The sequence below is a fragment of the Rubrobacter calidifluminis genome (genome assembly GCF_028617075.1).
Lineage (GTDB): Bacteria > Actinomycetota > Rubrobacteria > Rubrobacterales > Rubrobacteraceae > Rubrobacter_E > Rubrobacter_E calidifluminis.
The window spans coordinates 96142-122383 of the sequence record NZ_JAQKGV010000002.1; the positions used below are offsets into that span (position 1 = coordinate 96142).

Sequence of the window (26242 nt, forward strand, 5' to 3'; positions counted from 1 at the left end):
ATCTGCCCCGGGCTCTCCCGGGGTTTTCATTTGCCCGTATACTCGTCACCGTGAACGGCGGTTCCCCAGACCCTTTCGTGGGCAAGGTCGGCGAGACGGCGCGACGCTACCGGATGGATCTCTCACGCCCGCTGGTGCTCGTCTCCGGGGGGCCGGATTCGGTGGCGCTTTTGAGGGCCTTGCTCGATCTTGGGGAAGACCCCGCCGTGCTGCACGTGGACCATGGGCTGCGGGGTGAGGAATCGCGGGCGGACGCCAGGTTCGTGCGCGGGCTGTGCGCCGAACTCGGGGTGCGTTGCGAGGTGAGGCGCCTGCAGCTGCGCGGCGGGAGCGGCGTCGAGGAGCGGGCGCGCAGGGAGCGTTACCGGCTGGCCCGGGAGGTGTCTGCGGAGATCGGGATGCGCACGATCGTCACCGGGCACACGGCGGACGACGTCGCCGAGACGGTGCTGCTCAACGTCTCGCGCGGTGCGGGGTTGCGCGGGCTCGGCGGCATCCCACCGGTCGCGGGTCGGGTCGTGAGGCCGCTCATCGGCTGCCGCCGCAGCGAGGTGCTCGCCTACCTCGAGCGGCTCGGGCAGCCGTACCGCACGGACAGCACCAACCTGCTCCCGGAATATGCCCGCAACCGGGTACGCCTGGAGGTGGTGCCGGTGCTGGAGGAGCTGTACCCGGGCGCGGCCTCGAACATCGCCCGCATGGCTGCCCTAGTCCGCGAGGATCTCGAGGCCCTGGAGGAGATCGCCGGCAGCCTGCTGGAGGTGCGCGGGGAAGAAGTGTTCCTGGTCCGGGAGAAGATCGAAGGCGCCCACCCCGCCCTGCGGCGCCACGCGGTCAGGATGGCGTACGACCGGCTCCGTCCCGGATCTCCGCCACCGGAGGCCAGGATGGTCGAGGATGTCCTCGGCCTGTTGCGACTGGGAGGGCCCACGAAGACCCTCAATCTCCCCGGTGATATCGTGGCTGCCAGCCGTCCCGGTGGGGATGTGGCCCTCTACCGCAGGCCCGTGCCGGACGAAAGAGAGGAAGCGCTGCGTCCCGGCGTCATCTCTTTCAGCGGGTGGACCTTGGAAGTCAGGGAGGTTTCGGGCTTTAATCTGGAAGATGCCGCCCGTCCGGAGGTCGCCTACCTGGATGCCTCCCGCGGCCCCTACAGGCTGAGGATGACGCGCGAAGGAGACACCATGAGACCGCTCGGTCTCGGGGGGCGCAAGAAGGTGATGCGGGCTATGATGGACCGCAAGATGCCCAGGGATCGCAGGCGCAGGACCCCCGTCGTGGTCGACGAACGTGGGGAGGTGGCCTGGATTCTCCTCGGTGAGCTTGGTGAGGAATTCAAGGTTGGCAGCGGGACGAGCAGGGCGCTCAGGCTGGAGGTGAAGGGGAGTCCATGGAGATGAAGAGCATGATGCCCGACGTGGAGAAGATCCTCATCCCTTCCGAGGAGATCCAGCAAAAGGTACGCGAGCTGGGTGGGAGGATCACCGAGGATTACCGGGACAAGAATCCGCTTCTCGTCTGTATCCTGCGCGGGGCGGTGATAGTGCTCGGGGACCTCATGCGATACATCGACCTGCCGTGTGAGATAGATTTCATGGACATCTCCTCCTATGGGACCGGAACCTCCTCGAGCGGAGTGGTTCGCATCCTCAAAGACCTCGAAGAGAACATAACCGGCCGGCACGTGCTCATCGTGGAGGATATAATCGACACGGGGCTGACCCTCTCCTACCTGAAAAGATCGCTGCTTGCGCGCAACCCGGCGTCTTTGGAGATCTTTGCGCTTCTGAGCAAGCCGAGTCGCAGGAGGGTTGAGATAGAGGTGAAGTACCTGGGTTTTGAGGTGCCGGACGAGTTCGTCGTCGGTTATGGGCTCGACTACGCCGGGGCGTACCGCAACCTCCCTGACATCTGCGTGCTCAAGCCCGAGGTGTTCCAGGGAGACGGGAAGCGCTAGAGTCGCGGAGAGCCTTCGCTTGCCGGAGCGGGCCGGGTAGTATAATTCCGGTGTCCCTTGCCGTATTTCGTGAGAGGTTAGAGAGTTGGGCAGATTCTTGAGAAACGGCGGACTGCTGTATTTCATCATACTGCTGATCTTCGCCGTTATCCTGGTACGGGTGCTCTCCACGGGTAACCAGAACGTCGAGACACTCAACTCCCAGCAGTGGATCAAGGCCGTCAGGCAGCACGAATTCGTCACCAATGTTTCGAACGGCAGCAGCAACATGCTCACGGTCCACGACCAGGAGCAGAAGGTGACGGGCAAGCTGAAGAACGGCAAACACTTCCAGTACTCCTACCCTTCGGGTTATGACGTCGCCGGCGTTCTCAATCAGCACAACATAGCTTTCGTCACCGACGTCCAGAAGTCCGGCTTCTGGCTCAACCTGCTCAGCTACCTCGCTCCCGCTATCCTGATCCTGATCCTCTTCGTCCTGTTCATGAGCAGCATGCAGGGCGGGGGCAACCGGGTGATGAGCTTCGGGAAGAGCCGGGCCAGGCGAATGAGCAAGGACCAGCCTAAGGTGACGTTCAAGGACGTGGCCGGGGCCGACGAGGCGGTGCAGGAGCTCACCGAGATAAAGGAGTTCCTGGAGAATCCACAGAAGTTCCAGCGGCTCGGGGCGCGTATCCCGAAGGGGGCGCTCCTGGTAGGGCCTCCGGGGACCGGCAAGACGCTGCTCGCCAGGGCCGTCGCCGGGGAGGCCGGCGTGCCCTTCTTCAGCATCTCCGGCTCGGACTTCGTCGAGATGTTCGTCGGCGTTGGGGCGAGCCGGGTGCGCGACCTCTTCGAGCAGGCCAAGCAGAACTCCCCGTGCATAATCTTCATGGACGAGATCGACGCCGTGGGGCGTCAGCGCGGGGCCGGGATGGGCGGCGGCCACGACGAGCGCGAGCAGACCCTTAACCAGCTTCTGGTCGAGATGGACGGGTTCGACACCAAGAGCGGGATCATCATGCTCGCGGCGACCAACCGGCCGGACATCCTCGACCCGGCACTGCTGAGGCCCGGACGTTTCGACCGGCAGATAGTGGTGGACAGGCCCGATTTGCCGGGGAGGGAGAAGATCCTGCAGGTGCACACCCGCGGCAAGCCGCTCGCCGACGACGTGGACATCTCCACCATCGCGCGCAGCACGCCCGGGTTCACCGGAGCGGATCTGGCCAACCTGGTCAACGAGGCTGCGCTGCTTGCGGCGCGGCACAACAAGGACCAGATCGGCATGGCCGAGATGGAGGAGGCCATAGACCGGGTGATAGCCGGGCCGGAGCGCAAGACCCGCATCATCTCCGAGAAGGAGAAGGAGATCACCGCCTACCACGAGGCCGGTCACGCGATAGTCGGTGCGCTCCTGCCGGACGCCGATCCCGTGCACAAGATAACGATCATCCCGCGCGGGCAGGCCCTGGGTGTCACGATGAGCCTGCCGGCCGAGGACCGGTTCATGATGAGCCGCAAGCAGATGATGGCCCATCTGGCGCAGATGCTCGGGGGGCGGGCCGCCGAGCGGGTGGTCTTCGACGAGATAACCACCGGTGCCTCCAACGACCTCGAGCGGGTTACCCAGACCGCCCGGCAGATGGTCACCCGCTACGGCATGAGCGACAAGCTCGGCCCCCTCGCGCTTGGCCGCAACGACGGGCAGGTGTTCCTGGGGAGGGACTTCGCCTCCCACCAGCCGGATTACTCCGACGAGATAGCATTCCAGATCGACAAGGAGATAAGGCGCATCGTCGACGAGTCCTACGACACGGCGGAGGACATCCTGATCCGCAACCGGACGCTTCTGGACAAGCTGGCCCAGGCGCTCATCGAGTACGAGACCGTCGACTCCGAGCACCTCAGGAGGCTGGTCGAGGAGTACGCGGTGGACGAGGTCCATTTCGAGGGCCCGTCGGCGAGAAACGGCCACTAGGAGACCGCGGGTTTTGGTCTGGCAGATCACGCGGGAGGTGCCCGGCGGGGCCGGGGAGTGCGGGGTATCCGGCTCCTCGCCCCGCCTCATGGGGGTGCTGAACGTCACCCCTGACTCCTTCTCCGACGGGGGGGAGTTTTTCTCTGTCGAGTCCGCTCTGGAGCACGCTCTTGCGCTGCTCGACGAAGGGGCGGAGATCCTCGATGTAGGCGGCGAGTCCACCCGCCCCGGCGCCGAGCCCGTACCGCAGGAGGAGGAGCAGAGGCGGGTGCTGCCCGCCATCCGTGCCGTCCTCGACGCTCGGCCGGGAACGAAGATCTCCGTCGACACCTACCACGCGCAAACCGCGGAGGCCGCTCTCGAGGAGGGGGCGAGCATCGTCAACGACGTCACCGCGTTGCGGGGGGACGAGCGGATGGCTTCGGTGGTCGCCGGGGCTGGATGTGAGGTCGTGCTCATGCACATGCTCGGGGAGCCGAGGACGATGCAGCGGGACCCGCGCTACGAGGATGTGGTGCGCGAGGTGAGGGACTTCCTGCGCGAGCGGGTGGATTACGCGGTCGGGTGCGGCATCGACCCCGGCAGGATCATACTCGATCCCGGCATCGGGTTCGGCAAGACCGTGGAGCACAACCTGGAGCTCTTGCGCCGGCTGGGCGAGATCTGCGAGCTCGGGTTCCCGGTTCTCGTGGGAACCTCCCGCAAGCGTTTCATCGGGACCATAACGGGCGTGCAGACCCCGAAGGAGCGCCTGTTCGGAACCGTGGCGACCACCGTGCTGGCCTACGAGCGCGGCGCGAGCATCTTCCGGGTGCACGACGTGCGCGCCAACCGGGAGGCGCTGGACGTCGCGAGGATGCTTCTGATCGGTGAGCGGGGTGGGTGAGAGGGTCTTCCTCAGCCTGGGGAGCAACCTCGGAGATCGCCTGGGGCACCTGCGCTCGGCGCTCGACGCGCTAGATCTGGGCTATCCCACGGCCATCAAGGACATCTCCCGCCTCTACGAGACGGAGCCGGTGGAGGTCTCGGGGCCCCAGCCCCCTTATCTCAACCTCGTCGCGGAGGTCGACTCCCTGATATCTCCGATGGAGCTTCTGCGTTTCTGTCAGGGTGTTGAGGCCGGACTCGGACGGCGGAAGAAAGGGGAGAAGGCGCCGCGCACGATCGACATCGACATCCTGCTCTTCGGTGATGTGGTCGGCGAGTGGCCCGGGCTTTCGCTCCCGCACCCCGGCATCCTCCGGGCGTTCAACCTCGTGGGGCTCGCGGACATAGACGCAGGGCTGTGCATCCCCGGTGCGGGGCTGGTCGTCGATCTGCTGCAGCGTTCGGACCGGGGCGGCATCAGAGAGGTAGAGGGGGTGGAGCTGCGTTGTTGATGGCGGCTGACGTGGGCAACACCCAGACCGTGCTCGGCATCTTCGAGGGGGACGAGCTGCGCGCGACGTGGCGGATGGCGACCGAGCCCCACCGCATGGCCGACGAGGTGGGGGCGAGCTGTGCGTCGCTGTTCGCGCTGCGCGGGGTCGGGCTCGGGGACATCAGCGCCATGATCATCTCCAGCGACGTACCGCCGCTCGTCCGCTCCTACAAGCACCTCGCCGAAGACCTGATGGGGGTTCCCTTCTACGCCGTCTCGGCCGGGATGAAGACCGGGCTCGAGAACCGCTACGACAACCCGGCGCAGGTCGGTTCCGACCGGATAGTCAACTCGGTCGCCGCGAGCCGCCTCTACGGCACCCCGGTGATAATCGTGGATTTCGGTACGGCGACGACCGTCTGCGCGGTCGACGCACGCGGCAGCTACCTCGGGGGGGCGATCATGCCCGGCATCTACGTCTCGCTCGAGGCCCTCGTCTCGCGGGCCGCCAAGCTCACCAGCGTGGATCTGGAAGAGAAGGTTCCCAAGGCCATCGCGACCAACACCCCGGATTCGATCCGCAGTGGCTTCGTCTACGGGTACGCGGGGGCGGTGGACTCGCTCATCCGCCGTTTCAAGGTGGAGCTCGACGCCGGCGAGGACACGAGGGTCGTGGCCACCGGGGGACCAGCTCCGGTCATCGTCGATCATTGCCGGGAGATAGAAGTCTTCGACCCCGCCCTGACGCTCAAGGGGCTCAAGATACTCTACGAGATGAACGCGGCGTGAAGCCGTTCGGAAAAATTGTCCGCGGCCTCGTTGAAACCTGCGGGGGGCGCTCTTATACTCTGCCAGCTTATGAGCGAGAAGAACCAGGAACTGCTGACTCCAGAAGGTTACAGGAAACTGCAGGAAGAGCTCGCCTACCTGACCGAGCACCGGCGCAAGGAGGTGGCCGACCGCATACGTCAGGCCCGGGAGTTCGGGGATCTCTCCGAGAACTCGGAGTACGACGACGCCAAGAACGAGCAGTACCTGCTCGAGCGTAGGATCAGCGAGATCCAGCGCCGCCTGCGCAATGCACGGGTGGTCGAGCGTTCGGCTTCAAACGGGGATGCCGTGGAGCTGGGCAGCCGGGTCACGATCCGGGCCGTGGGCGAGGGGAAGGAACGTACCTTCGAGATCGTGGGTGCCAACGAGTCCGACCCCACGAGCGGCAAGCTCTCCCACGCCTCCCCGGTCGGGCGTGCCGTACTCAAGCGCCGCCCGGGAGAACGCGTGGTGGTCTCCACGCCACGCGGTTCGACGGAGTACGAGATCGTGAGCGTCGAGGACGCTGGCTAGGGAGGGCCGGTATACCCGTTTCACGATCCGGCCCTACGCCGGCGGACGGTGAGATCTTGAACAGCATGGTGCGCGCCACGACACCCGGATGGGCATCGCAGGTGGCAGGGGCCCTCGGGAGGGGCCCCCATGTCGTCGTCTCCGGGATCAGCCCCTCCGGCAACATCCACGTCGGCAACCTGCGGGAGGTGCTGGTCGCCGAGGCTGTGGCGCGGGCGCTGCGCGAGCGGGGGGAGAGGACGCGCTTCATCTTCCACGCCGACACGATAGACCCGCTGCGCAAGATCGCGCCGGGTATCCCCGAGACCTTCGGTGAGTTTCTGGGCCAGAGCCTCTCGCACGTACCCGACCCGGTCGGGGACTGTCATCCCTCCTACGCGGAGCACTTCCTCTCCCCGTTCGAGGAGGCGCTCGAGGAGATGGGGATGGAGATAGAGGTCCTGCGCTCGCACGAGCTCTACGAGAGCGGCGTCTACACCGACGTCATCCGCGAGGCCCTGGAGCACACGGAGGAGCTGCGGCGTATCCTGCAGGAGGTCACGGGCAGGAGGATGCCCGAAGGGTGGTCGCCCTTTCTGCCGCGTGCGGCCTCCGGACGCCTCACCGGCAACCGGGTGGTGGAGCACCTGCCGGAGGAGAGCCGGGTCGTCTACGTGGACGAGGAGGGGCACAAGGAGGTGGCGGACTACTCGAAGGGCGAGGGGAAGCTCGGCTGGAGGGTCGAGCTTCCGGCGCGCTGGAAGGCGCTCGGGGTGACCTTCGAGCCCTTCGGCAAGGACCACACCAGCCGCGGTGGATCGACCGACTCGGCGGACAGGATGGCCCGGGAGGTCTTCCGCTACCCGGTGCCGGGCCGTTACGAGTACGAGTGGATCAACATCCGGGGCCAGGGGGCGATGAGCAGCTCCAGGGGCGTGGTTCTGCTCCCGAAGGAGCTGCTCGAGGTGATGCCGCCCGACGCCCTCAGGACCATGGTGCTCGGCGCCGACCCTTCGCGGGCCCTGGACCTCGATCTGGAGAACGGGTTGCCGCGCTTCATGGACGAATACAGGCGGGAGAGTGGACGTCCGTTCGTCCCGTTCACCCATCTGGCCATCGTCGCACAGACCGTCGGCGAGGACGTCGAGGCGGCCGCGGCGATGCTGCGCCGGGGAGGGTACGGGGAGGCTGCGGCGGATACCGGGAATCTGGCGCGGGACCTCGCCTACGCCCGCAACTGGGCTGCGCGGTGGGCGCCCGCGTCGCTGCGCTACGAGCTGCTCGACCCCGCGCAGCTGCCCTCCGCCGTCGAGAAGCTGGACGAGGAGCAGCGGGCTTATCTCAGGCGGGTGGGGAACAGGCTGCCCGACGAGTCGGAAGCCGCAGAGATACAGGACCTTCTCTACTCGACGGCCAGAGAGATGGGGCTCAAGCCGAAGAAGGCCTTCGCGGCGGTCTACACCGTGCTGCTCGGCAGGCAGAGCGGGCCCAAGGCCGGGCCCTTCCTGGCCTCTCTCCCCACCGAGGTCGTGAGGGAGCGCTTCATGGTGTAATATTTATCACCAGTTCGATCCGTCGGGGTGCTAGACTCGCGGATGTACTGGCGTTTCTAAGGTTGAGGAAGAGACATCTTTAGCGCTCTTAGCGTAAAGGCCCGCGAAAGTCAAATGGGCGTGGCCGAATCCTTGTATACTTCATGGTGGTTGGTGTGATGAGAAAGAGGTTCCGCAGGTGGCCCCGAAGAGCAAGCTCTCACCGATGTACAGGCTATATAGATCAAACCATATACACAGAGTAACTGTACCCTATACCGTGAAGGACCCTCGGGATTATAGAGGAGGCTCCCGCTGATGTTTGAACGATTCACGGAGAGGGCCCGCAAGGTCGTCGTTCTGGCCCAGGAGGAGGCCAGGCACTTCAACCACAACTACATCGGGACCGAGCATCTGCTCCTCGGTCTGCTGCGCGAGGACGAGGGCGTCGCCGCCCGGGCGCTGACTTCACTCGGGGTCACGCTGGACGACGTCAGAGAGCAGGTCGAGAGCATCGTCGGCTACGGCGAGGAGGGGACCGGTGGTCAGGCTCCGTTCACGCCCCGCTCGAAGAAGGTTCTCGAGCTCGCGCTGAGAGAGGCGCTGCAGCTCGGGCACAACTACATCGGCACCGAGCACATCCTGCTCGGGCTCGTGCGCGAGTCCGAGGGGGTGGCGGCGAGGGTGCTCTCCAACCTCGACGTCGATCCGGACAAGGTCAGGCGCAAGGTGGTGGAGCTCCTCGGCGGCGGCCGGGCCCAGAGGGGGCGCGAGGCCGTCGGGAGAGGTGGGGCCGAGGCCCGCAGGCCGAAGACGCGCCAGCTCGACCAGTACGGGCGCAACCTCACGGCGCTCGCGATGGAGGACAAGCTCGACCCGGTCATCGGACGCACGCAGGAGATCGAGCGGATCATGCAGATCCTGGTGCGCCGCACCAAGAACAACCCGGTGATCATCGGCGAGCCGGGGGTCGGCAAGACCGCGATCGTCGAGGGGCTGGCCAACGAGATCGCGGCCGGGCGTGTTCCGGACCTGCTCGCCAACAAGGAGGTCTACACGCTCGATCTGGGGGCGCTGGTCGCGGGCTCGAAGTACCGCGGCGAATTCGAGGAGCGCCTCAAGAAGATAATGAAGGAGATCACCGACCACGGTGACATCATCCTCTTCATCGACGAGATCCACAACCTCGTCGGAGCGGGGGCGGCGGAAGGGGCGATCGACGCCGCTTCGATCCTCAAGCCAGCTCTCGCCAGGGGCGAGCTGCAGGTGATCGGTGCCACGACGATCGACGAGTACCGCAAGCACCTGGAGAAGGACAAGGCGCTCGAGCGTCGCTTCCAGGTCATCCAGGTCGGCGAGCCGAGCGTCGAGGAGACCGAGCTCATCCTCAAGGGGCTCAGGGACAAGTACGAGGCGCACCACAAGCTGCACATAACCGACGAGGCGCTGCGCGCCGCCTCGCAGCTCGGCGACCGCTACATCTCCGACCGCTTCCTGCCGGACAAGGCGATAGACCTGGTCGACGAGGCGGCCTCGAAGATGCGCATAAAGACGATGTCGCAGCCCCCGTACTACAAGGAGGTCGACGAGGAGCTCGCGCAGGTTCGGGCCCAGAAGGAGGCCGCCATCGACGCGCAGGAGTACGAGAAGGCGGCGCGACTGAGGGACAGCGAGCGTGAGCTGGCGCTCAGGCGCCGCGAGCTCGACCAGCAGTGGCGGCAGGGCGAGGGCGAGAAGCAGGTCTCCATCGGGGAGAACGAGATCGCGGAGATCGTCTCCATGTGGACCGGCATCCCGGTCAAGAAGCTCACCGAGGAGGAATCCGAGCGGCTTTTGCACATGGAGGAGGCCCTGCACGGGCGCGTCGTGGGGCAGGACGAAGCCATAAAGGCAGTCAGCCGCTCCATCCGGCGCACGATGGCGGGCCTCAAGGACCCGAACCGCCCGAGCGGCTCGTTCGTCTTCCTCGGGCCGACCGGCGTCGGGAAGACCGAGCTCGCCCGCACGCTCGCAGAGTACCTCTTCGGTGACCAGAACGCGATGATCCGGCTCGACATGTCCGAGTACATGGAGCGGCACACCGTGAGCCGGCTGGTCGGCTCGCCTCCGGGGTACGTCGGCTACGACGAGGGTGGACAGCTCACCGAGGCCGTCCGGCGCAAGCCGTACTCGGTGGTGCTCTTCGACGAGATCGAGAAGGCCCACCCGGACGTGTTCAACATCCTGCTGCAGATCCTGGAGGACGGGCAGCTCACCGACGCCCAGGGGCGCAAGGTCGACTTCAAGAACGTCGTCCTGATCATGACCTCCAACGTCGGGGCGCAGCACATCAACAAGACCAAGACTCTGGGCTTCGGCGCCGGTGAAGAGGGGCTCTCCTACAAGGAGATGAAGTCCCGGGTGACGAGCGAGCTGAGGAAGATCTTCCGTCCCGAGCTCTTGAACAGGATCGACGAGGTCATCGTCTTCCACAAGCTCGAGCGGGAGCACGTGCGCCAGATCATCGAGATCCAGATAAAGCGGCTGCGCAACCAGCTCGCCGAGCGCGACGTGACCCTGGAGTTCACCACCGAGGCGCTCGACAAGCTCGCCGAGGCCGGCTACGACCCGGCGTTCGGGGCGAGGCCCTTGAAGCGGGTCCTGCAGCGGATGGTCGAGGATCCGATGAGCGAGATGATCCTGCGGGGTGAGGTCCCCAACGGGTCGAAGGTGATCGTCGAGGCGAACGACATCTCGGCCGACGATGCCACCGACGACCAGTCCATCGTGGACTTCAAGGTCATCCAACCCAAGGAGGTCGTGAAGGCCGAGTAGCCGCTCTCTCTGCGAGAGCTGGTTCTGCCGGGAAGGCTGCGCCCCCACTCGAGTGGGGGCGCAGCTCTTCTTTCACTGTTTTCTTCTGGAGAAGGACCGACGATACCTTACAATCACCTCATGCCTTCGAAGACCGTCTACGTCTGCTCTAACTGCGGTCACGAGGAGCCCAAGTGGCTCGGCCGCTGCCCGGAGTGCGGGCAGTGGAGCACGTTCGCCGAGGAGCTGAGGGATTCCGCAAAGGGTTCGGCCACGGGTTTCGCGAGCCGGGCCGCGAGGCGTGGCGCCGCCGCACCGACGTTCTCGATGGGGGATGTGGTAGCGGAGCGGGAGAGACGTCTCAAGACCGGTATGGCCGAGCTCGACCGGGTGCTCGGGGGCGGTCTCGTGCCCGGGTCTCTGGTACTCGTCGGAGGGGAACCCGGGGTGGGAAAGAGCACGCTGCTTCTGCAGATGATGGGACACCTCGGGGGGAGGTGCCTCATGGTCTCGGGCGAGGAATCCCCGCGGCAGGTCGCGATGAGCGCCCGCAGGATAGGGGTCGGGGAGTCCGGTTTCCGGGTGCTCGCCGAGACCGACGTCGACGTGATAGAGGCGACCATCCTGGAGGAGAGGCCCGAGGTCGTGGTGGTCGACTCGATCCAGACGCTCTACTCGCCTGATCTCTCCGGGGCTCCGGGGAGCGTCGGGCAGGTACGAGAGAGCGCCGCCAGGCTGATGCGTGTGGCCAAGAGCGAGGGAATCGCGGTCGTCCTCGTCGGGCACGTGACCAAGGAGGGTTCGATCGCCGGGCCGAGGGTGCTCGAGCACATGGTGGACACAGTGCTCCAGTTCGAGGGGGACCGCTTTCAGGCCTTCCGCGTGCTGCGGGGGTTGAAGAACCGTTTCGGCTCGACCAACGAGGTCGGCGTCTTCGAGATGACCGGCAGGGGGATGGTCGAGGTCTCCGATCCTTCGGCTTTCTTCCTCTCCGAGCGTGAGGGAGGGACTCCGCCTGGGGTGGTGACGGTCTGCCTCATGGAGGGTACGAGGCCGATGCTGGTCGAGATAGAGAGCCTAGTTTCTCCGAGCCACCTCGCCGTGCCGCGCCGCATGGGGGGTGGGGTGGATGCGGGCCGGGTGAGCATGCTCTGCGCCGTGCTCTCGCGCCGGGCCGGCCTCTCCCTCGGCTCTCAGGACGTCTACGTCAACGTCTCCGGAGGGGTGCGTGTCGAGGAACCCGCGGCCGACCTCGGGGTGGCGCTGGCCATAGCATCGGCCCTTCGGGACCGCCCGATACAGGCGGGAACGGCGTGCTTCGGCGAGGTAGGGCTGACCGGAGACCTGAGGGCCGTCCCCGGGGCCGAGCGGCGTGAGAGGGAGCTCCTCAAGATGGGCTTCACGCGTATAATTAGGCCGAAGGTCCGTTCCAGGCGTCGTGCGGCAGACGGAGGTGCCCGTCGAGCAGGAAGAGATCCAGGTCCGGTGGAGGTAAGGACGCTGCAGGAGGCGGTAGAGGCCGCACTCTCGTGAGCGGCCGGCAGCGCAGGATGCCTCCCGAGCTGGCCGAGGCGCTCGCGCTGGTGGCCCCCGGGACCGAGCTCAGGGAGGGCATAGACAACATCATCCACGCCAACAACGGCGCTCTGATCGTCGTCTCCACCCCGGAGAAGCTCAAGCGCCTCGGCATCATCTCGGGTGGGATAAAGATAGACTGTTCCTTCACCCCGATGCGTCTCTACGAGCTGGCCAAGATGGACGGGGCGCTCGTCGTCTCTCCGGACTTCTCGGTCATCCACTACGCCAACGTGCAGCTGAACCCGGACCCTTCGCTTCCCTCCGAGGAGACCGGGATGCGACATCTCTCCGGTCACCGCACCGCGCAACAGACCGGGGATCTCGTGATCGTGGTCTCCGAGCGGCGGCGGGTCGTCAGCCTCTACCAGGGCTCCTACGGGCCACACGTGCTGGAGGACATCGGGGTGATGCTCTCCAAGGCTGACTCCGCGCTCGCCACCCTGGAGAAGTTCACCCGCCGGCTCAGGGACGAGGCGAGGATACTCACGCTGCACGAGTACGACGGGGTGGTAACGCTGCGGGAAGTGATAAGCGCGGTGAGCACTTTCGAGACCTCGGTGAGGATAGCCGAGGAGATAAAGGCCTACATCCGGGAGCTTGGCAGCGAAGGACGGCTGGTCGAGATGCAGCTCGAGCAGGCCTTCCACGACGTCCCGGAGCAGTATGAGGCCCTGCTCCGGGACTACGTGGAGGAAGATGTGGGCTATCGAGATGCGCTCGGGCGGCTGCGGGCCCTCACTCCCGAGGAGCTCTCCGAGCCCATGCAGATAAGCCAGGCCCTCGGCTACGGCTCGGTCGGGCAGACCGAGGACTTCTTCGTCAAGCCCAGGGGTTACAGGCAGCTGGCGCGCGTTCCTCGCCTGCCGAGGAAGGTGGCCGAGCGGCTCATCAACGAGTTCGGTTCCCTGAAGGGGTTGCTCGAGGCTTCCGAGGAGGAACTCGACGACGTCGAGGGGGTTGGGCAGGCCCGCGCCCGGGCCATCCGGCGCGGCCTGAAGCGGCAGCGGGATCTCGATCCTTCGGAGGATGCCCTCTGAGCTCCGTGGGTCCATCCCGGCTTCGAGGAGGTCTTCCGGGCGGGTCGTGAGCGTAAGGACCAGGTTCGCGCCGAGCCCCACCGGGATGTTGCATCTAGGGGGGGCTCGGACCGCACTCTTCGATTACCTCTTCGCCCGGCACGAGGGTGGTGAGGTGCTCCTTCGGATTGAGGATACCGACCGCTCGCGCAGCCACCGCCGTTTCGAGGAGGCTCAGCTCGAGGATCTCGCCTGGTTGGGGCTCACGTTCGACGGGAGCCCGGTTCGTCAGAGCGAGCGGGGGGAGCTGTACCGGGAGGCTGCGGAGAAGCTACTGCGTTCGGGGTTCGCCTACGAAAAGCGGGACGAATCCGGGAGGCGGGCGCTCTACTTTCGCCCGCCCCTGCGGCGAGGGAGCTTCCATGACGGGTTGCGGGGGGAGATCCATTTCTCAAGGATCGAAGACTTCGTCATCATGAAGTCCGACGGGATGCCCGCCTACAACTTCGCCTGTGTGGTCGACGACGCCGAGATGTGCATAACCCAAGTGATCCGCGGCGAGGAGCACCTCTCTAATACGGCCCGGCAGGTTCTGCTCTATCGTGCTCTGGGACTCCGGGAGCCGGAGTTCATCCACCTCGGGGTGGTCCTCGGGCCCGACGGGAAGAAGCTCAGCAAGCGCAGCGGGGCGACGAGCGTTTGTGAGTACAGAAAGGATGGGTACCTGCCGGAGGCACTCGTGAGCTACCTGTCACTCCTTGGTTGGTCTCATCCCGGGGGAAGGGAGGATTTCCGAGGTCTCGACGAGCTCGTGCGGGAGTTCGACCCCTCCCGGTTGCACGCGAGCCCGGCGATATTCGACCCGAAGAGGCTCCTCGCGGCCAACGCCCGCCGCATCCGCTCGCTCCCGGCTGGTGAACTCGAGAGGCTACTCGAACCCGCGCTCGATGGGGCGGGTATCCCCCCCGGGCGCAGGCCCGCCGCCGTTGAGGCGATACGGAGCGAGCTGCGCACCCTCTCCGAAGCTCCCGGGCTTCTGAGTGCGATCACCTCTCCGGTCGATCCGGAGGACTTCGTCCGGGACCTTCCGCGCTCGAGTGCTGAGGTCTACGGATGGGTGGCGGTGATGTTGGAGGAGCGGGAGATTGAGGATGTGGAGGATGCCCGACGTTTTGTCGAGGAGATCCGGGGCCGGGCGAGGGAGGAAGGAATAAGCGCTCGGGAGCTACTGCATCCGCTGCGCCTCGCGCTCACCGGCAGGGAGAAGGGGCCTGGGATGCCCTATATCATCGCCGTTCTCGGGGTGGAGGAGTCAGTGAGGAGGATAGAAGCCGCGAGAGAGGCTAGACTAGGGGCACTATGAGCGTGATGGTCAGAGACACCCTGAGCGGAGGGCTGGTGGACGTGGTCCGGGACGGGCGGGTGGGACTCTACGTCTGCGGCCCGACCGTTTACAACGACATACACATAGGGAACGCCCGGGCGCCTCTTTTCTGGGACGTCGTCGTGAGGTACCTGCGCAGCAGGGGGTACCGGGTCACCTTCGTCCAGAACATAACGGATGTGGAGGACAAGATCATAAACCGGGCCAACGCCGAAGGTGTCTCCTGGAAGGAGATCGTACGCCGCTACACCCGCTCCTACCACGAGCGGCTCGCGGCGCTGGGGGTGGGCCTGCCGGACGTGGAGCCCCGGGCCACCGAGCACATACCCGAGATCATCTCGCTCGTGGAGGTGCTCATCAGGCGGGGGCACGCCTACGCTCCAGGTAACGGTGATGTCTACTACCGGGTGGGGAGCTATCCCGGGTACGGCCGGCTCTCGCACCAGCGCCCGGAGGAGATGCGCGAGACCGAAAAAGGGGCCAGCGGCTACAAGGAGAGCCCGCTCGACTTCGCGCTGTGGAAGGCCTCCAAGCCGGGAGAACCCTCCTGGGAGAGCCCGTGGGGGCCGGGGAGGCCGGGCTGGCACATCGAGTGCTCGGCAATGGTCATAAAACACCTGCCGGATGGGGCGGACATCCACGGTGGCGGCACCGACCTGCGCTTCCCGCACCACGAGAACGAGCTCGCGCAGAGCGAGGGGGCCAACCCCGGGCGCACCTTCGTGCGGGCGTGGGCGCACCACGGGATGGTCAACTTCGCCGAGGACAAGATGGCCAAAAGCGTGGGCAACGTCGTGGACGTCATGGAGGCCGTCGGCCGCCACGGCAGGAACGCCATCAGGATGTGGCTTTTGCAGAGTCACTACTCGCAGCCGGTTGAGTACGCTGATGAGATCCTCCTGGAGAAGGGGCGCTCCTCCGAGCGGCTGTTCCGTTTCTACCGGGAGATTTCCGACTCGCGCGATTCCTCCGCTCTCTCCGAGAGTCTCGCTGCGGAGCTGCGCGAGCGATACCACGCGGCGATGGCCGACGACCTCAACACGCCGGAGGTGGTGGCGGCTCTCTTCGATGCCGCCCGCGCTGCGGGGCGTGAGATCGCCGGGGGTCGGGAATCCGCAACCCGGTTCGCCTCGCTCGCGGCGGCGATGCGCGAGATATTCGACGTCTTCAGCTTCGAACTCTCGGAGGAACGGACGGCGGAGGTAGACGGTGTCACCATCCGCTATGCCGGTGGGGACCCTGGCGAAGAGCTTCTGCGGATGGTTGCCGAGCGGGAGGCGGCGCGCCGACAGAAGAACTGGTCCGTCGCAGACGGGCTGCGCGAGGAGATAAGGGGACGCGGCTGGGTGCTGGAGGACACGCCGGCTGGACCCGTCCTGAACCCGTTGAGGTAGTGGAGCCCGAGCTGATCTACGGCGTGCGCCCGGTGCTCGAGGCGCTGCGGAGTGGTCGCCGGGAGGTGCTGGAGGTTCTGATGGCAATCCGCAATCCCGAGATCTCCTCCCTCGCGGCTTCGCGCAAGGTGCCAGTGAGCGAGGTGCCGCGCCGGGAGATAGAGCGCCTCGCCTCCGGGGTGGTGCATCAGGGGGTCATAGCCCGCACGGGTGACTATCCCTACTCGGACCTTGACGAGATCCTCGACACTCCGAGCCCCCTCGTCGTCGTTCTCGACGGGGTGACGGATCCCCGCAACCTCGGGGCCGTGCTGCGCGCCGCCGACGGTACCGGATCGAGCGGTGTCGTCATACCGAAGGACCGCGCCGCCCCGGTGACACCGGCCGCCGTCAAGGCGAGCGCCGGGGCGAGCGAGCACGTGAGGGTCGCCAGGGAGACCAACCTGCGCCGGGCCATCGAGAGGATGAAGCGAGCCGGCATCTGGGTCTATGCGGCCGAGAGCGGGGAGCATACCCTCTACACGGACATCGACCTCAGCGATCCGGTGGCGATCGTATTCGGTGGCGAGGAATCCGGGATCAGACGCCTGGTGCGGGAGGGTTGCGATGGGGTCTTCTCCATTCCCATGCTCGGCGCCGTGGACTCCCTCAACGTCTCGGCCGCTGCGGCGGTCGTACTCTACGAGGCGATCAGGCAGCGCGGATGGCGCGGTACCTGATCCTTGACGGTTACAACCTGATCGCCGCGCTGGATCGCTACCGGCGGGGAGGGGAGGAGGCCGGGCTCGAGGAGCGCCGCGATCTGCTGGTGAACGACGCCCTCAAGGCAGCCGGGTGGACCGACCGCGTCGTCATCGTCGTCTTCGACGCCCACGGGACCACGGAACCGCGCAGGGAGGAAGAGCACGCCGGGGGTGCGGTGCGCGTGATCTACAGCTCCGCTGGCGAGACCGCCGACGACGTCATCGAACGGCTCATAGAGAGCCTCGATGGGCCCGCGACGGTCTTCACGGCGGACTTCGCCCTGCAGCGTACGGCCCTCATCCGCGGAGCCACCCGCGCGACACCCCGCGAGTTTCAGGACCTGCTCGACGAGCTTCCCGTCTTGGCACGCAGTCCCCGCAGTGCCCGCAGGCTGCGTCTCGCGGAGAGAATATCCGCCGAGACGCTGCGTTCGCTCGAGGAGATCAGACGCCGCGAGCCGAGGGAGCGGTGAGCTATAATCCCCCGGGAGAGGCCCGGGTAGCTCAGCGGTAGAGCAGCCGCCTTGTAAGCGGCAGGTCGGGGGTTCGAATCCCTTCCCGGGCTCCGCCGGAAGGACCGAAGGCGCGTTGAAAACTCGTTATGGTTTGCTACCATAGCGGGGTGCTCGAGAGAGCACCGAAAAAGCGTGTCGGGGGTGTGCCCGAGCGGCCAAAGGGAGCAGACTGTAAATCTGCCGGCATTGCCTACGGAGGTTCGAATCCTCCCGCCCCCATGACGACGTGCCCCTGTAGCTCAGTCGGTAGAGCACTTCCATGGTAAGGAAGGGGTCACCGGTTCAAGTCCGGTCGGGGGCTCTCGGCGTCCGGGCCTCTGCCCGGGTGTCGGGTGAAGTTGATGTGGCGGTGTAGCTCAGTTGGTCAGAGCAGCGGAATCATAATCCGCGTGTCGCAGGTTCGAGTCCTGCCACCGCTACCTCGGGTTTTGAGGTTTCAGAGAGAAAGGAACGGCCGAGATGTCCAAGGGCAGGTTTGAGAGGACCAAGCCGCACGTAAACGTGGGGACCATAGGGCACATAGACCACGGCAAGACGACGCTTACGGCGGCGATAACGAAGGTATTGGCCAAGCACTACCCGGATGATCCGGCCAACCACGAGGTGGCCTTTGAGCAGATAGACAACGCCCCTGAGGAGCGTCAGCGGGGGATAACGATAGCGACCTCCCACCAGGAGTACGCCACGCCCAAGCGGCACTATGCGCACGTGGACTGTCCTGGGCATGCGGACTACGTGAAGAACATGATCACTGGTGCGGCCCAGATGGATGGGGCGATACTGGTGGTTTCTGCGGCGGATGGGCCGATGCCGCAGACGCGGGAGCACATTCTTCTTGCGCGTCAGGTAGGGGTACCGTCGATTGTTGTGTTTTTGAACAAGGCGGACATGGTGGACGACCCGGAGCTGTTGGAGCTGGTGGAGATGGAGGTACGCGAGCTCCTGAGCGAGTATGACTTTCCCGGGGATGAGATACCGGTAGTGGTAGGCAGTGCCCTGAGGGCTCTTGAGGGGGATGAAGGGGAGCTTGGGGAGCAGTCGATCCTCAAGTTGATGGAGGCAGTAGACGAGTACATCCCTGAGCCCAAGCGGGATGTGGACAAGCCGTTTTTGCTTGCGATAGAGGATGTGTTCACGATCCAGGGTCGTGGGACTGTAGCGACCGGGCGAGTGGAGCGCGGGCGGCTGCGCCTCAACGAGGAAGTAGAGATAGTAGGGATAAGGCCGACGCGCAAGACGGTGGTTACGGGCATAGAGATGTTCAACAAGAGCATGGACGAGGCGCAGGCAGGGGACAACATAGGGGCGCTTCTGAGGGGCGTGAGGCGCAACGAGGTAGAGCGAGGGCAGGTACTGGCGCATCCTGGGACGATAACGCCGCACACGAAGTTCAAGGCTGAGGTGTATGTACTCAGTAAGGAGGAGGGAGGCAGGCACACGCCGTTTTTCTCTCACTACAGGCCGCAGTTCTACTTCCGGACGACTGATGTGACTGGGGAGATCACGCTGGAGGAGGGAGTAGAGATGGTGATGCCTGGGGACAACACGGTGATGAGTGTGGAGTTGATCTCACCGATAGCGATGGATGAGGGGCTCAACTTTGCGATAAGGGAGGGTGGCCGGACGGTTGGAGCCGGTGTGGTCACCCAGATAATAGAGTAGAGCGCTCAGGAGGTTTTCGTGGAGGGGCGGGAGATCCCGCCCCTCCCGGTGAGCTTAGAGGAGAAGCATGAGACAGCTGGTAACACTGGCGTGTGAGGACTGCAGGAGGCGCAACTACCACACCCGCAAGAACAGGCGCAACACGCCCGATCGTCTGCAGCTCAGAAAATACTGTCCGTGGTGCCGCCGGCACACCACGCACAGGGAGACCAGGTAGTAAGATAAGTGTCGGCGAAGCGGAGGGCAGTAGCTCAGTTGGTAGAGCAGCGGTCTCCAAAACCGCAGGTCGGGGGTTCGAGTCCCTCCTGCCCTGCTTTTACCTGCGAGGCGAGGCGAGGAAACGATGTCTAAGAGACGGGGCTCTACGGCTCAGCAGCGCCGGGCCGGTGGCAAGAAGGCCCAGCAGAGCGGCAGGCAGCGCAGGGCCGGGTCGGGAGTGGTCGATTCCCTCAAGGAGGCCCGGGCCGAGGTACGGCGGGTGAGTTGGCCCGACCGCGAGCAGCTCAAGCAGAGTACGGCGGTCGTGATCATCGTGGTCGTCGTACTCGGTATCTATGTCACGTTCTGGGACTATGTCTTCCAGAATCTGACGCGGCTGGTCTTCTTCTAGTGCTGTAGCGGCTGGGGAGTTGGTTGCTTTGAAGAAGTGGTATGTCGTCAATACGTACTCCGGGCACGAGAACAAGGTCAAGACCACGCTCGAGCGGAGGATAGAATCCCTCGGTCTCGGGCGGTACTTCGGGGAGATCAGGATCCCCACCGAGAACGTCGTCGAGATCAAAAACGGCAAGAAGGTGCCGACGGTCCAGCGGCAGTTCCCGGGCTACATACTGGTGAACATGGAGATGAACGACGACACCTGGCAGGTGGTGCGGCAGACGCCGGGGGTCACGCAGATCGTCGGGGCGGGGGACAAGCCGGTACCCCTCAGCCGGGCGGAGGTCGAGAGGCTTTTGCATCCGGGCGAAGTGGAGACCCGCGAGAAGGTCAAGACGACGGTGGACTACGAGATCGGGGAGACCGTACGCGTGGTGAGCGGTCCGCTCTCCGACTTCACCGGCCAGATCTCCGACATAAACGTCGACCAGTCGCGGTTGAAGGTGATGGTCTCGATCTTCGGGCGTGAGACGCCGGTCGAGCTCTCTTTCAACCAGGTCGCCAAGCTCTAGTTGTTCGTTTTGGAGTAAACGTGAGAGGGAGTTTGTAAAGCCATGGGTAGAGGACGCGGAAGAAGGGTGGCAAGGAAACTGAAGCTCCAGATCCCGGGCGGGCAGGCGAACCCTGCTCCCCCCGTCGGGCCGGCTCTCGGCCAGGCCCAGGTGAACATCGGGGAGTTCGTGCGGCAGTTCAACGACGCCACCCGAGATCAGATGGGCCAGATCATCCCGGTCGAGATAACGGTGTACGAGGACCGTTCGTTCTCTTTCGTCACCAAGACACCGCCGGCGGCGTTTCTTTTGCGGCAGGCCGCCGGGGTCGAGAAGGGGAGCGGCGAGCCCAACCGGGACAAGGTAGGCTCGGTGAGCCGCCAGCAGGTGGAGGAGATAGCCAAGACGAAGCTGCCGGACCTGAACGCCGCAGACCTGGAGGGCGCGGTGAAGATAATAGAGGGTACGGCGAGGAGCATGGGGATCACGGTAAATGGGTAAGAGGCTGCTCGAGCAGAAGAACAGGATAGACCGGGAGAGGCTCTACTCGCCCAGGGAGGCGATAGAGCTGTTGAAGGGGCTCGACGGAGCGAACTTCGACGAGAGCGTCGAGGTGCACATAAACCTCAACGTCGACCCGCGACGGGCGGATCAGATGGTGCGCGGGACGCTGATGCTGCCCAACGGCACGGGCAAGACGCAGCGGGTCGCGGTCTTCGCCGAGGGTGAGGCGGCCCGGGAGGCCGAGGAGGCCGGGGCGGACATAGTCGGGTCCGAAGATCTGGTAGCGCGCATCCGCGACGAGGGCTTCCTCGACTTCGACGTCGCGGTGGCGACCCCGGACCAGATGCGCATCGTCGGACGGCTGGGGCAGATACTCGGTCCCCGCGGGCTCATGCCGAACCCGAAGAGCGGCACCGTAACGCAGGACGTCGGAAAGACCGTGCGCGAGATAAAGCAGGGCAAGATCGAGTACCGGGTGGACCGCTACGGGATAATCCACAGCATCATCGGCAAGAAGTCCTTCGACACCGACTCTCTGCTCGAGAACTACTACGCGCTGCGCGACGAGCTGCAGAGGGTGCGCCCCTCGGCGGTCAAGGGACGCTACTTCAAGTCGGTGGCGATAACCAGCACGATGGGGCCCTCGGTGAAGGTTGACCCCGCCGCGACGAGCGATTAGTATCTTTCGCGGACCAGAGAACGACAAAAGAGAGAGGCCAGAGACAGCCGGGGCTCCGGTGAGGAGCTCAAACCCAGCGGGTAACCCGGCCGAGGCCGCGCAGAGAGAAGATTTCGGGATGGAGAGTCCCGGGTGCCTCTACGCGGCCCCGGGGCTCTCTTTTCAGGAGAGGAGTCGGAGGTGAGACGCGAGGAGAAAGCGAAGGTAGTAGAGGAGCTGGCCGAGAAGCTGAGGAGCGGCTCGGCGCTCGTGGTGGATTACCAGGGGATGAACGTGGCGCAGAGCACCGAGCTGCGCCGCCGCAGCCGGGAGCTCGGGGTGGAGTTCGTGGTGGCGAAGAACACCCTGGCGCGCAGGGCCGCGGACGCCGCCGGCATAGACGGCGAGTTTTCCGGGTTCTTCACGGGCCCGACGGCGATAGCCTTCTCGGAGGATCCGGTCGCCGGGGCGAAGCTTCTGGCGGAGTTCGCCGATCAGATAGAGACATTCACCCTGAAGGGTGGGAGGCTTGACGACGGGCAGGTTCTCGACGCGGAGCAGGTCGTCGCGCTCTCGAAGCTGCCCGGCCGCGAGCAGCTCATAGCCCAGGTCGTCGGCGGGCTCGCCGCCCCGATCTCCGCTCTGGTGAACGTACTCAACAACACGGTGCAGGGGCTCGTGATCGCGCTGAATCAGATCGCCGAGCAGAAGCGCGCGCAGGAGTCGTAGCAGGCAGGAAACGCTGGTAAGAACTGGAGGTTTTGGTTCATGGCCGTAAGCAAAGAGGAACTGATAGAGACGATCGAGAACATGAGCGTGCTCGAGCTCTCCGAGCTTGTCAAGGCGCTGGAGGAGCGCTTCGGGGTCTCCGCCACCGCCGTGGCCGCCGCCCCCGCCGCCGGTGCCGCCGCGGGCGACGGTGGGGCCGCCGCGGCCGAGGAGGAGAAGACCGAGTTCGACGTCATCCTGCAGGCGGCCGGGGACAAGAGGCTGCAGGTCATCAAGGAGATAAGGGCCGCCACCGGGCTCGGGCTCAAGGAGGCCAAGGCGCTGGTGGACGAGGCTCCCAAGCCGGTCAAGGAGGGCATCTCCAAGGAGGACGCCGAGGCCCTGAAGGCCAAGCTAGAGGAGGCCGGAGCCACCGTCGAGCTCAAGTAGCCTCTGTGGCGCGCAGCCCCAGGGTGTGCTAAACTTCCGGGCGTTGGACACAGAACCAACGCCCATACTTATTGTTCGGGATATTCTGCCCCGGATCTCCTTGACTTATACGGGGAAGCGGGGTAGGATATCCGTTCGCGTGCTTAGCCGTTCTTCAACGATTCAGCGTGGAGGAGAGCCAATTTGGTAACCCCTGTTGTGCGCCGCAAGCGGCGTCCCTTCTCGCGGACGCAGACTCTGGACTTTCAGATGCCGGGGCTGGTGGACATCCAGCTCGGCTCGTTCAGGAGGTTCCTCGATGAGGGCATAAGGCAGGTCTTCGAGGAGATCTCTCCGATAGAAGACTACACGGGCTCTTATGCCGTGGAGTTTGGGGACTTCTACTTCGAGGAGCCGCAGGTCTCAATAGACGAGTGCGTCTCGAAGGACAAGACGTACGCGGCCCCGCTGTTCGTGAAGGTCCGCTTCATCGTAAAGGAGACCGGGGAGATCCGCGAGCAGGACGTGTTCATGGGCGACTTCCCGCTCATGACCGACTGGGGGACCTTCATAATAAACGGGACCGAGCGGGTGGTCGTCACCCAGCTCGTGCGCTCTCCGGGCGCGTACATCATGGAGCCCAAGGACCCGAGCAAGCAGGTTCTCACGGCGAGCCTGATGCCGGGTCGGGGGTCGTGGCTCGAGTTCGAGGTGGAGTCCAAGGGTTATATCTCGGTCAGGATAGACCGCAAGAGGAAGCTACCGGTTACGGTGCTCCTGAAGGCGCTCGGGCTCGGCGGGCCCGAGGAGATAATGGAGCGCTTCGAGGGCTCCTGGCTGATGCGCAACACGCTGGAGCGGGACGACACCGCCTCGCGGGAGGAGGCACTTCTGGAGGTATTCCGGCGGCAGCGTCCCGGCGAGCCGGTCAACCTGGAGAACGCGCGCAATCTGGTCGAGGGGCTCTTCTTCGATCCCAAGCGCTACGACCTGACCGAGGTCGGGCGTTACAAGGTCAACAAGAAGCTCAAGCTCGAGGTGCCTCTCGAGGTGCGCACGCTCACCAACGAGGACATAGAGGCGCTTCTCGGGCGGTTGATCGAGATCGCGGAGGGCTTCGCCGAGGACGAGGAGTTTGGCAGGATCAACTACGAGCGCTACCGGCACCTGCTCGACGAGTACGAACATCTCGGGAACCGGCGGCTCAGGACTGTGGGCGAGCTGGTGCAGGAGGCGTTCCGGATCGGGATGTACCGGATGGAGCGCGTGGTGCGCGAGCGGATGACCACACAGGACGAGGAGAGCATAACGCCCCAGAGCGTGGTCAACACCAAGCCGGTGGCGAGCGCGATCAAGGAGTTCTTCGGCTCGAGCCAGCTCTCGCAGTTCATGGATCAGACGAACACCCTGGCCGGCCTCTCGCACAGGCGGCGCCTCAACGCTATGGGCGCGGGCGGGCTTTCCAGGGAGCGTGCACCGATCGAGGTGCGCGACGTCCATCCGACGCACTACGGGCGGATGTGTCCGATAGAGACCCCGGAGGGGCCGAACATCGGGCTCATCGGTCAGCTGGCGACCTACGCCAGGGTCAACGAATACGGGTTCATCCAGACGCCGTACAGGAAGGTGGTCGACGGGGTCGCCACGGACGAGATCGAGTACCTCTCCGCGGACGAGGAGGAGGGGCTCATCATCGCGCAGGCGAACACCCCGGTGGACCCGGAGAGCGGCAGGATCACCGCCGAGCACGTCCTGGCGCGGGCCCGGGGCGGGGAGGTCACGACCGTCTCCCCGCAGGAGGTCGACTACATGGACGTGGCCCCGCTGCAGACGGTCTCGGTCGGGACCGGGCTCATCCCGTTCCTCGAGCACGATGATGCCAACCGGGCTCTGATGGGCGCGAACATGCAGCGGCAGGCGGTACCGCTCCTGAGGAGCGAAGCGCCCTACGTCGGGACCGGGATGGAGTTCCGGGCCGCGACGGATACCGGGGATGTGGTGCTCGCGCGGGAGGCCGGCAGGGTCGAGCGGGTGTCGGCGGACGTGATCACGGTGCGCCGGGAGAGCGGGGAGCTCGACGAGTACCGGCTCAAGAAGTTCGCCCGCTCAAACCAGGGCACGTGCGTCAACCAGCGGCCGCTGGTGAAGGAAGGTGAGGAGGTCCAGGCGGGGACGGTGCTCGCCGACGGCTCCTCCACCGATCAGGGCGAGCTGGCCCTGGGCAAGAATTTGCTCGTCGCGTTCATGCCGTGGGAGGGGTACAACTTCGAGGACGCGATAATCATCTCCGAGCGGCTCGTCAAGGAGGACGTGCTCACCTCCATCCACATCGAGGAGTACGAGGTACAGGCGCGGGACACCAAGCTCGGACCCGAGGAGATCACCCGCGACATCCCCAACGCCTCCGACGACGTACTGATGAACCTCGATGCCGACGGGATCATCCGCATCGGCGCCGAGGTCGGGAGCGGGGACGTGCTGGTCGGGAAGGTCACTCCGAAGGGAGAGAGCGAGCCCACCCCGGAGGAGAAGCTCCTGCGGGCGATCTTCGGGGAGAAGGCCAAGGAGGTCAAGGACTCCTCGCTCAAGGTCCCGCACGGCGAGGGCGGGGTCGTCATCGACGTCAAGCGCTTCTCGCGGGATGCCGGGGACGAGCTCCCGCCCGGGGTCAACGAGATGGTGCGGGTCTTCGTCGCCTCCAAGCGCAAGATCGCCGAGGGCGACAAGCTCGCCGGCCGCCACGGGAACAAGGGTGTGATCTCGAAGATCGTGCCCGAGGAGGACATGCCGTACATGGAGGACGGCACGCCGGTCGACGTCATCCTCTCGCCGCTCGGGGTGCCGAGCCGGATGAACATCGGTCAGATACTCGAGACGCACCTCGGGTGGGCTGCGAGCAAGGGCCTCGGGGAGAACGGTGGCGAGCCGGTCTTCGTCTCCACGCCGGTCTTCCAGGGGGCGCGGGTCGAGGACATAAACAAGGTGATAGACAAGGTCCGCCAGGACGGCGGCTCGAAGGTGAACATGACCGGCGGGGGCAAGGTGACCCTCTACGACGGGCGCACCGGCGAGCCGTTCGACAGCAAGATCACGGTCGGCTACATGTACATCATGAAGCTGATCCACCTGGTCGACGACAAGATCCACGCCCGCTCGACCGGTCCGTATTCGCTCGTGACCCAGCAGCCCCTGGGCGGCAAGGCGCAGTTCGGCGGGCAGCGCTTCGGCGAGATGGAGGTGTGGGCGCTCGAGGCCTACGGCGCGGCGCACACCCTGCAGGAGCTGCTCACGATAAAGAGCGACGACCGGATCGGGCGCGTCAAGAGCTACGAGGCGATCGTCAAGGGCGAGAACATCCCCGAGCCCGGTGTGCCGGCGAGCTTCAAGGTGCTCCTGAAGGAGATGCAGGCGCTGGGGCTCTCGGTCAAGCCGGTCTACAACGCCGAGGCCGCGGCGGAGGATTCTGATCAGCGAGACTGGGACGAGGCGGCCAGAGCGCTCGGTATAAACCTGAGCCGCGAGGAGCCGACCGGTAACCTGGACGACACCCCGGATGTTTCCAGAGGAGGGATGTAAGG

24 protein-coding genes and 5 tRNA genes are annotated in these 26242 nt (G+C 65.3%); all 29 read left to right on the forward strand.

Going from position 1 to position 26242, the window contains the following annotated elements; genetic code table 11:
- Window positions 1–50 precede the first annotated feature (50 nt).
- The 29 genes from tilS to rpoB all read left to right on the forward strand — a co-directional run bounded on the left by tilS (window position 51) and on the right by rpoB (window position 26240).
- Window positions 51–1400 (forward strand): tRNA lysidine(34) synthetase TilS, encoded by a 1350-nt coding sequence (tilS, locus tag PJB24_RS02305; RefSeq protein WP_273842243.1) that lies wholly within the window; start codon window positions 51–53, stop codon window positions 1398–1400.
- A 5-nt stretch (window positions 1401–1405) separates the two neighbouring features.
- Window positions 1406–1957: a hypoxanthine phosphoribosyltransferase gene (gene hpt, locus PJB24_RS02310; RefSeq protein WP_420541871.1), complete on the forward strand. Its 552-nt coding sequence runs from the start codon at window positions 1406–1408 to the stop codon at window positions 1955–1957.
- 85 nt (window positions 1958–2042) lie between these two features.
- Window positions 2043–3917 (forward strand): ATP-dependent zinc metalloprotease FtsH, encoded by a 1875-nt coding sequence (ftsH, locus tag PJB24_RS02315; protein WP_273842245.1) that lies wholly within the window; start codon window positions 2043–2045, stop codon window positions 3915–3917.
- Window positions 3918–3930: 13 nt separating this feature from the next.
- Window positions 3931–4803 carry a dihydropteroate synthase gene (gene folP / locus PJB24_RS02320; RefSeq protein WP_273842246.1) on the forward strand — a complete coding sequence of 291 codons (873 nt, stop codon included), beginning with the start codon at window positions 3931–3933 and terminating at the stop codon, window positions 4801–4803.
- Window positions 4787–5296 (forward strand): 2-amino-4-hydroxy-6-hydroxymethyldihydropteridine diphosphokinase, encoded by a 510-nt coding sequence (folK, locus tag PJB24_RS02325; RefSeq protein WP_273842272.1) that lies wholly within the window; start codon window positions 4787–4789, stop codon window positions 5294–5296. The genes folP and folK overlap by 17 nt, the downstream gene beginning before the upstream one ends.
- A complete protein-coding gene (locus tag PJB24_RS02330) occupies window positions 5296–6066 on the forward strand; it encodes a type III pantothenate kinase (protein WP_273842274.1) in 771 nt (256 codons plus the stop codon). The genes folK and PJB24_RS02330 overlap by 1 nt, the downstream gene beginning before the upstream one ends.
- Window positions 6067–6135: 69 nt before the next feature.
- Complete coding sequence (gene greA, locus PJB24_RS02335) at window positions 6136–6621, forward strand: transcription elongation factor GreA (protein WP_273842276.1); 486 nt, start codon at window positions 6136–6138, stop codon at window positions 6619–6621.
- A gap of 101 nt (window positions 6622–6722) precedes the next feature.
- Window positions 6723–8153 (forward strand): lysine--tRNA ligase, encoded by a 1431-nt coding sequence (gene lysS / locus PJB24_RS02340; RefSeq protein ID WP_273842279.1) that lies wholly within the window; start codon window positions 6723–6725, stop codon window positions 8151–8153.
- A gap of 297 nt (window positions 8154–8450) precedes the next feature.
- Window positions 8451–10946: an ATP-dependent Clp protease ATP-binding subunit gene (locus tag PJB24_RS02345; RefSeq protein WP_273842280.1), complete on the forward strand. Its 2496-nt coding sequence runs from the start codon at window positions 8451–8453 to the stop codon at window positions 10944–10946.
- Between the two features lie 120 nt (window positions 10947–11066).
- Complete coding sequence (radA, locus tag PJB24_RS02350; protein WP_273842282.1) at window positions 11067–12458, forward strand: DNA repair protein RadA; 1392 nt, start codon at window positions 11067–11069, stop codon at window positions 12456–12458.
- Window positions 12455–13540, forward strand: coding sequence for a DNA integrity scanning diadenylate cyclase DisA (gene disA, locus PJB24_RS02355; protein ID WP_273842284.1), 1086 nt, complete (start codon window positions 12455–12457; stop codon window positions 13538–13540). The genes radA and disA overlap by 4 nt, the downstream gene beginning before the upstream one ends.
- Window positions 13530–14882, forward strand: a complete 1353-nt coding sequence (locus PJB24_RS02360) for a glutamate--tRNA ligase (protein ID WP_273842286.1) — start codon at window positions 13530–13532, stop codon at window positions 14880–14882. Before disA ends, PJB24_RS02360 begins: the two co-directional genes overlap by 11 nt.
- Window positions 14879–16297, forward strand: a complete 1419-nt coding sequence (cysS, locus tag PJB24_RS02365; RefSeq protein ID WP_273842287.1) for a cysteine--tRNA ligase — start codon at window positions 14879–14881, stop codon at window positions 16295–16297. Before PJB24_RS02360 ends, cysS begins: the two co-directional genes overlap by 4 nt.
- Window positions 16297–17016 (forward strand): 23S rRNA (guanosine(2251)-2'-O)-methyltransferase RlmB, encoded by a 720-nt coding sequence (gene rlmB / locus PJB24_RS02370; RefSeq protein ID WP_273842290.1) that lies wholly within the window; start codon window positions 16297–16299, stop codon window positions 17014–17016. The genes cysS and rlmB overlap by 1 nt, the downstream gene beginning before the upstream one ends.
- Window positions 17001–17513 carry an NYN domain-containing protein gene (locus PJB24_RS02375; RefSeq protein WP_273842291.1) on the forward strand — a complete coding sequence of 171 codons (513 nt, stop codon included), beginning with the start codon at window positions 17001–17003 and terminating at the stop codon, window positions 17511–17513. Before rlmB ends, PJB24_RS02375 begins: the two co-directional genes overlap by 16 nt.
- Before the next feature lie 20 nt (window positions 17514–17533).
- Window positions 17534–17605, forward strand: a tRNA-Thr gene (locus tag PJB24_RS02380).
- 87 nt (window positions 17606–17692) lie between these two features.
- Window positions 17693–17774: transfer RNA gene (locus PJB24_RS02385), tRNA-Tyr, on the forward strand.
- Between the two features lie 9 nt (window positions 17775–17783).
- Window positions 17784–17856, forward strand: a tRNA-Thr gene (locus PJB24_RS02390).
- Window positions 17857–17900: 44 nt separating this feature from the next.
- Window positions 17901–17974 (forward strand) — tRNA-Met (locus PJB24_RS02395).
- A gap of 40 nt (window positions 17975–18014) precedes the next feature.
- Window positions 18015–19217: an elongation factor Tu gene (gene tuf, locus PJB24_RS02400; protein WP_273842293.1), complete on the forward strand. Its 1203-nt coding sequence runs from the start codon at window positions 18015–18017 to the stop codon at window positions 19215–19217.
- Between the two features lie 67 nt (window positions 19218–19284).
- On the forward strand, window positions 19285–19434 hold the full coding sequence (gene rpmG, locus PJB24_RS02405) for a 50S ribosomal protein L33 (protein ID WP_273842295.1): 150 nt from the start codon (window positions 19285–19287) through the stop codon (window positions 19432–19434).
- Window positions 19435–19457: 23 nt separating this feature from the next.
- Window positions 19458–19530: transfer RNA gene (locus PJB24_RS02410), tRNA-Trp, on the forward strand.
- Window positions 19531–19560: 30 nt separating this feature from the next.
- Entirely contained in the window at window positions 19561–19827 is a 267-nt protein-coding gene (secE, locus tag PJB24_RS02415; RefSeq protein ID WP_273842296.1) for a preprotein translocase subunit SecE, read from the forward strand.
- A gap of 28 nt (window positions 19828–19855) precedes the next feature.
- Complete coding sequence (gene nusG, locus PJB24_RS02420; RefSeq protein ID WP_273842298.1) at window positions 19856–20386, forward strand: transcription termination/antitermination protein NusG; 531 nt, start codon at window positions 19856–19858, stop codon at window positions 20384–20386.
- 42 nt (window positions 20387–20428) lie between these two features.
- On the forward strand, window positions 20429–20866 hold the full coding sequence (gene rplK / locus PJB24_RS02425; RefSeq protein ID WP_273842300.1) for a 50S ribosomal protein L11: 438 nt from the start codon (window positions 20429–20431) through the stop codon (window positions 20864–20866).
- Window positions 20859–21548: a 50S ribosomal protein L1 gene (rplA, locus tag PJB24_RS02430; protein ID WP_273842302.1), complete on the forward strand. Its 690-nt coding sequence runs from the start codon at window positions 20859–20861 to the stop codon at window positions 21546–21548. The genes rplK and rplA overlap by 8 nt, the downstream gene beginning before the upstream one ends.
- Before the next feature lie 180 nt (window positions 21549–21728).
- Window positions 21729–22256 carry a 50S ribosomal protein L10 gene (rplJ, locus tag PJB24_RS02435; protein ID WP_273842305.1) on the forward strand — a complete coding sequence of 176 codons (528 nt, stop codon included), beginning with the start codon at window positions 21729–21731 and terminating at the stop codon, window positions 22254–22256.
- 39 nt (window positions 22257–22295) lie between these two features.
- Window positions 22296–22685, forward strand: coding sequence for a 50S ribosomal protein L7/L12 (gene rplL / locus PJB24_RS02440; protein WP_273842307.1), 390 nt, complete (start codon window positions 22296–22298; stop codon window positions 22683–22685).
- A 183-nt stretch (window positions 22686–22868) separates the two neighbouring features.
- Window positions 22869–26240: a DNA-directed RNA polymerase subunit beta gene (gene rpoB, locus PJB24_RS02445; RefSeq protein ID WP_273842309.1), complete on the forward strand. Its 3372-nt coding sequence runs from the start codon at window positions 22869–22871 to the stop codon at window positions 26238–26240.
- The last annotated feature ends 2 nt before the right edge of the window (window positions 26241–26242 follow it).

What these genes read in the sequence shown, in the direction of transcription:
- hpt (WP_420541871.1), top strand. Translation starts at nt 1,406, where the DNA reads ATGATGCCCGACGTGGAGAAGATCCTCATCCCTTCCGAGGAGATCCAG.
- PJB24_RS02330 (WP_273842274.1), top strand. Translation starts at nt 5,296, where the DNA reads ATGGCGGCTGACGTGGGCAACACCCAGACCGTGCTCGGCATCTTCGAG.
- greA (WP_273842276.1), top strand. Translation starts at nt 6,136, where the DNA reads ATGAGCGAGAAGAACCAGGAACTGCTGACTCCAGAAGGTTACAGGAAA.
- PJB24_RS02345 (WP_273842280.1), top strand. Translation starts at nt 8,451, where the DNA reads ATGTTTGAACGATTCACGGAGAGGGCCCGCAAGGTCGTCGTTCTGGCC.
- radA (WP_273842282.1), top strand. Translation starts at nt 11,067, where the DNA reads ATGCCTTCGAAGACCGTCTACGTCTGCTCTAACTGCGGTCACGAGGAG.
- PJB24_RS02360 (WP_273842286.1), top strand. Translation starts at nt 13,530, where the DNA reads ATGCCCTCTGAGCTCCGTGGGTCCATCCCGGCTTCGAGGAGGTCTTCC.
- cysS (WP_273842287.1), top strand. Translation starts at nt 14,879, where the DNA reads ATGAGCGTGATGGTCAGAGACACCCTGAGCGGAGGGCTGGTGGACGTG.
- PJB24_RS02375 (WP_273842291.1), top strand. Translation starts at nt 17,001, where the DNA reads ATGGCGCGGTACCTGATCCTTGACGGTTACAACCTGATCGCCGCGCTG.
- tuf (WP_273842293.1), top strand. Translation starts at nt 18,015, where the DNA reads ATGTCCAAGGGCAGGTTTGAGAGGACCAAGCCGCACGTAAACGTGGGG.
- rpmG (WP_273842295.1), top strand. Translation starts at nt 19,285, where the DNA reads ATGAGACAGCTGGTAACACTGGCGTGTGAGGACTGCAGGAGGCGCAAC.
- secE (WP_273842296.1), top strand. Translation starts at nt 19,561, where the DNA reads ATGTCTAAGAGACGGGGCTCTACGGCTCAGCAGCGCCGGGCCGGTGGC.
- rplK (WP_273842300.1), top strand. Translation starts at nt 20,429, where the DNA reads ATGGGTAGAGGACGCGGAAGAAGGGTGGCAAGGAAACTGAAGCTCCAG.
- rplA (WP_273842302.1), top strand. Translation starts at nt 20,859, where the DNA reads ATGGGTAAGAGGCTGCTCGAGCAGAAGAACAGGATAGACCGGGAGAGG.
- rplL (WP_273842307.1), top strand. Translation starts at nt 22,296, where the DNA reads ATGGCCGTAAGCAAAGAGGAACTGATAGAGACGATCGAGAACATGAGC.